Raw genomic sequence first — 3,981 nt, forward strand, 5'->3', positions numbered from 1 at the left:
CCCGCAACGTCGTCGTCCATTCCGTCGGCACCGTCCGAAAGTTGTCCCTGAGCCGCAGCCATGCGGGGAAGAGTAGGCGGAACAGAGGCCTCAAGGGGGGCGGCGGGGCCGCCTGTGGGCCGAGTTCCGGCGGGTGACGGCTGCCGCGGCGGCGTGACCGTGCCCGGAACACCGGCACCGCTGGGGGCGCCGGGGCTCGGCCGGACCGGCTGCTGCCGTCCGGGGCCGGGCCGGCCGGGCCCGTGTCGTCCCCGGTGCCCCTCCCATCCTTCGAAGTACGCCTCGTCGCTCGGGTCGATGTGCCTCGCGCCCTCCTGGATGTCGAGTTCGAAGTCGTGGACGGGCAAGCCCTTGAGGGCGTTGGCCGTGTACTGCTTCCAGATGCGCGCGGGCTGTCCGCCGCCGTTGATGCGGCTCAGCCCGAGCGCACCGTAGAGGGACTTCTGCACGCCCGTCTCCGGGTCCTGGCCCATGACGGCGACGACGGTGGCCAGTTCGGGTGTGTAGCCCGCGAACCAGGCGGCCCGGTCCTCCTCCGCGGTGCCGGTCTTGCCGGCCGCGAACCGGTTGTAGAGGGCGGCGCCGGCGCCGGTTCCGTTCTCGACGACGCTCACCAGCATGTCGGTGGTGGTGTCGGCGGCTTCCCGGCTGACGGCGGTGGCGGTGGCATGCCGGGGCAGCGGGAGTTCCTCGCCGCCCTTGCTGATCTTCTGGACGAGCCGGCGCTCGTGGTGCACCCCGTGGTTGGCCAGGGTCGCGTACGCCTCGGTCATGTCGAGGACGCTGGCGGTGGCGACGCCGAGTGCGATCGAGGGCGAGGCCGTGAGGTCCGGGGTGTCCTTGGAGATGCCGAGGGCGAGCGCGGTCCTTCTGACGTTGGCAGGCCCGACGTCCTGCGCCATCTGCGCGTACACCGCGTTGACGGACCTGTCGGTGGCGACGGTGACGGGGATGGGGCCGTACGAGACGTCGTCCTCGTTCTCGGGGGCGTAGCCGGTGGGACCCTCGAAGCCCTCCACCATGCGCTTGTTGGTGCCGTCGTAGATGGTGTTCGGGGTGATGGTCTTGCCGTCCTGGGTGGTGGAGCCGAGGTCGACGGCGGAGGCGAAGACGAAGGGCTTGAAGGTGGAGCCGACCTGGTAGTCGTGGCGGGTGGCGTTGTTGACGTACTGCCTGGTGTAGTCGACGCCGCCGTACATGGCGACGACCTTGCCCGTGTCCGGGTCGATGGAGGCGGCTCCGGCCCGTACGTTGCGGTCGGCGGGCCGTGCCTCGGGGTCGAGGTGCTCGTACACCTGGTCGTCGACTGCTTCGACGAGGGCGTCCTGACGTTTCTTCACCAGCGTGGTGGTGATGCGGTAGCCGCCGGTGGCGAGGGTCCGCTCGTCGATGACGCCGCGCGCGGTGAGGTAGTCCTTGACGGCCTCGACGATGTAGCCGCGCTGTCCCGACAGGCCGGCGGCCGGCTTGACCTTCTTCGGCTCGGGGAACTCCATGGCGGCCCGTTCCGAGGCGCTGAGCCAGTGCTCCTTGACCATGCCGTCGAGTACGTAGTTCCAGCGGGCGAGGGCGCGGGCCCTGTTCTGGGGGTGCGCGGCGACGTCGTAGTAGCCGGGGGCGTTGAGGAGTGCCGCGAGGTAGGCGCCCTGGGCGGCGTCGAGGTCTTCGACGTCCTCGCCGTAGTAGGCGTGGGCGGCGGCCTGGATGCCGTAGGCGCTGCGGCCGAAGTAGGAGGTGTTGAGGTAGCCCTCCAGGATGTCGGCCTTGCCGACCTGCTGGTCCAGCTTGATGGCGATGAAGAACTCCTTGGCCTTCCGGGTGACCGTCTGTTCCTGGCCGAGGTAGTAGTTCTTCACGTACTGCTGGGTGATGGTGGAGCCGGACTGCCTGCCCTTGCCGGTGACGGTGTTCCAGGCCGCACGGACCATCGCCTGGGGGTCGACGGCGGACTCGGAGTAGAAGTCGCGGTCCTCGGCGGCGAGTACGGCCTGCTGTACGTCCTTGGGGATCCGCGAGAGTCTGACGTTCTCGCGGTTGACCTCGCCGTCGCGGGCGAGCTGGGTGCCGTCGGCGTATAAGAAGACGTTGGACTGGGCGACGGCCGTGGCGTTGGCGGGCGGGATGTCGACGAGGACGTAGCCGGCGAGGAAGCCACCGCCGAGGAGGAGGCAGAGGAGCAGGAAGCCGCCGAGGACGGTGCGCCAGCCGGGGACGAGACGGTGCCGGCCGGTGCGCGGGGCCCCGGGCGGTCCGGTGGGGGGAGGCGGTGGCGTCGGTCCGGCCGCGGTGGCGAGTGCGGTTCCGGGCTCGGTCGCTGCGGCGGCTCCTGCCGCTGCCGGGTCTGCTGCCGGGTCCGTGGCCGGGTCCGTGAGGTCGGCCTCCGCCGCGGTGATCGGTTCCAGTTCGAGGGTGGGATCGGCTTCGGGCTCGGCCTCCGGGACGGCGTCTGCGACGGCCGCGAGGGGGGCCTCCTGGGCGGTCTCGCTCCCGGGCCCGGAGCCCGGAGCGTGACCGGCGGCGGGTTCCGGCTCCTCGGCCTCGGCTTCGGACTCCGGTACGGATGCGGATGCGGATGCGGGCGCGGGCGTTGGCCCGGGCTCGGCCCCGTCCCTGGCCGGGGGAACCGGCTCGGTGCCGGCCCCGGCCCCGGTTCCGCGAGCGGTGCCGGTGCCGCAGCCGGTCTCGGGGTCGGGCCCCAATCCGGACCCGGCCCGCGTCCGCGCCATGGCCTCGTATCCGGACGGGGAGCCGGACGCGGCCTCGCCCTCGCCCTCGTTCCCGGCGTCTGTCACGGTTCCCGCGGCCTCGGCCGCGGCCTCGTTCCCGGGCCCGGTCTCGGCCGCGGTCCAGGTGCGGGCCCCGCCCCCGGTCTCCGGGCCCGACCCGGCGACGGAATCCGCCGGGAGCCCGGCCGTCGTCGTGGGCGCCGGTCCGCAGGGCGCCGGTCCGGACATGGGGATGGGGCCGCCCGCCCCGTTGTGCTGGCGCGGTTCCTGCGCGGTGGGCATCGAGAGGTCCTGGGGTGCCCGACCCTGATGATGCGGCTGTGGCTCGTCGCTGCTCATGTTCCGGCGCTCCTCGGCCGCTGGACGCGGATCGGGTGTTTCATTCGCTACGCAGATAAAACGTAAAACACGGGCGTATCTCTCTTTCGCACCTTCCCCGGGCAGCCGGTAAATGAGTCGCGAGGGTTCCGCCCACCGGGCTAGGGTCTTGCGCTTGTGCCTCGGCCGGTGGAGGGGACTTGCGTGCAAAGCGGATTACGAAGTAGCGGGCGGCTCTATGCCGCTGTGATGGTGAGTGGGTTCCGGCGCTATGCCACGTACCGGACCGCGACCGCCGCCGGGGTGTTCACCAACACCGTCTTCGGTTTCATCCTGTCGTACACCTATATAGCGTTGTGGGGCGAACGCCCTGGTCTCGGCGGTTACGACCAGGCGCAGGCCTTGACGTACGTGTGGCTCGGCCAGGCCGTGCTGATGACCGCGGCCATGATGGGCGGCGGCTTCGAGGACGAACTGATGGAGCGCATCCGTACGGGTGACATCGCCATCGACCTCTACCGGCCCGCCGACCTCCAGTTGTGGTGGCTCGCGGCCGACGTGGGGCGGGCCGCCTTCCATCTGCTGGGCCGGGGCGTGCTGCCGATGGCGGCCGGCGCGCTGGTCTTCGAACTGGCCCTGCCGCGGGACCCGCTGGTGTGGGTGGCCTTCCTGGTCTCGCTCTTCCTGGGCGTCGTCGTCAGTTTCGCGGTCCGCTTCCTGGTGGCACTGTCCGCGTTCTGGCTGCTGGACGGGGCGGGCGTGGCGCAGATGGCGTGGCTGTCCGGCCAGTTCTTCTCCGGGATGCTGCTACCGCTGACGGTGTTTCCGGGCGCGCTCGGCGATGTGGCCCGGCTGCTGCCGTGGTCCTCCCTGCTCCAGGTCCCCGCGGACGTGCTGCTGGGCAGTCATACGGGGGCGGGGCTGGCCGGGGCGTACC

Annotated in this window: 2 protein-coding genes; one reads left to right on the plus strand and one right to left on the minus strand. The window is 71.4% G+C overall.

Translation table 11 applies throughout. The features are described from left to right. On the minus strand, positions 1–2,402 hold a 2,402-nt coding region (locus tag GUY61_RS35680; protein ID WP_398958114.1), incomplete at its 3' end, for a transglycosylase domain-containing protein. Positions 2,403–3,293: 891 nt separating this feature from the next. On the opposite strand from GUY61_RS35680, the gene GUY61_RS35685 reads away from it, so the two are divergent. Next, the coding region (locus GUY61_RS35685) for an ABC-2 family transporter protein (protein WP_166634457.1) at positions 3,294–3,981 on the plus strand (688 nt) is incomplete at its 3' end.

Origin of the sequence: Streptomyces sp. GC420, assembly GCF_009916105.1 — a bacterium.
In the GTDB taxonomy this organism is placed as follows: Bacteria; Actinomycetota; Actinomycetes; order Streptomycetales; family Streptomycetaceae; genus Streptomyces.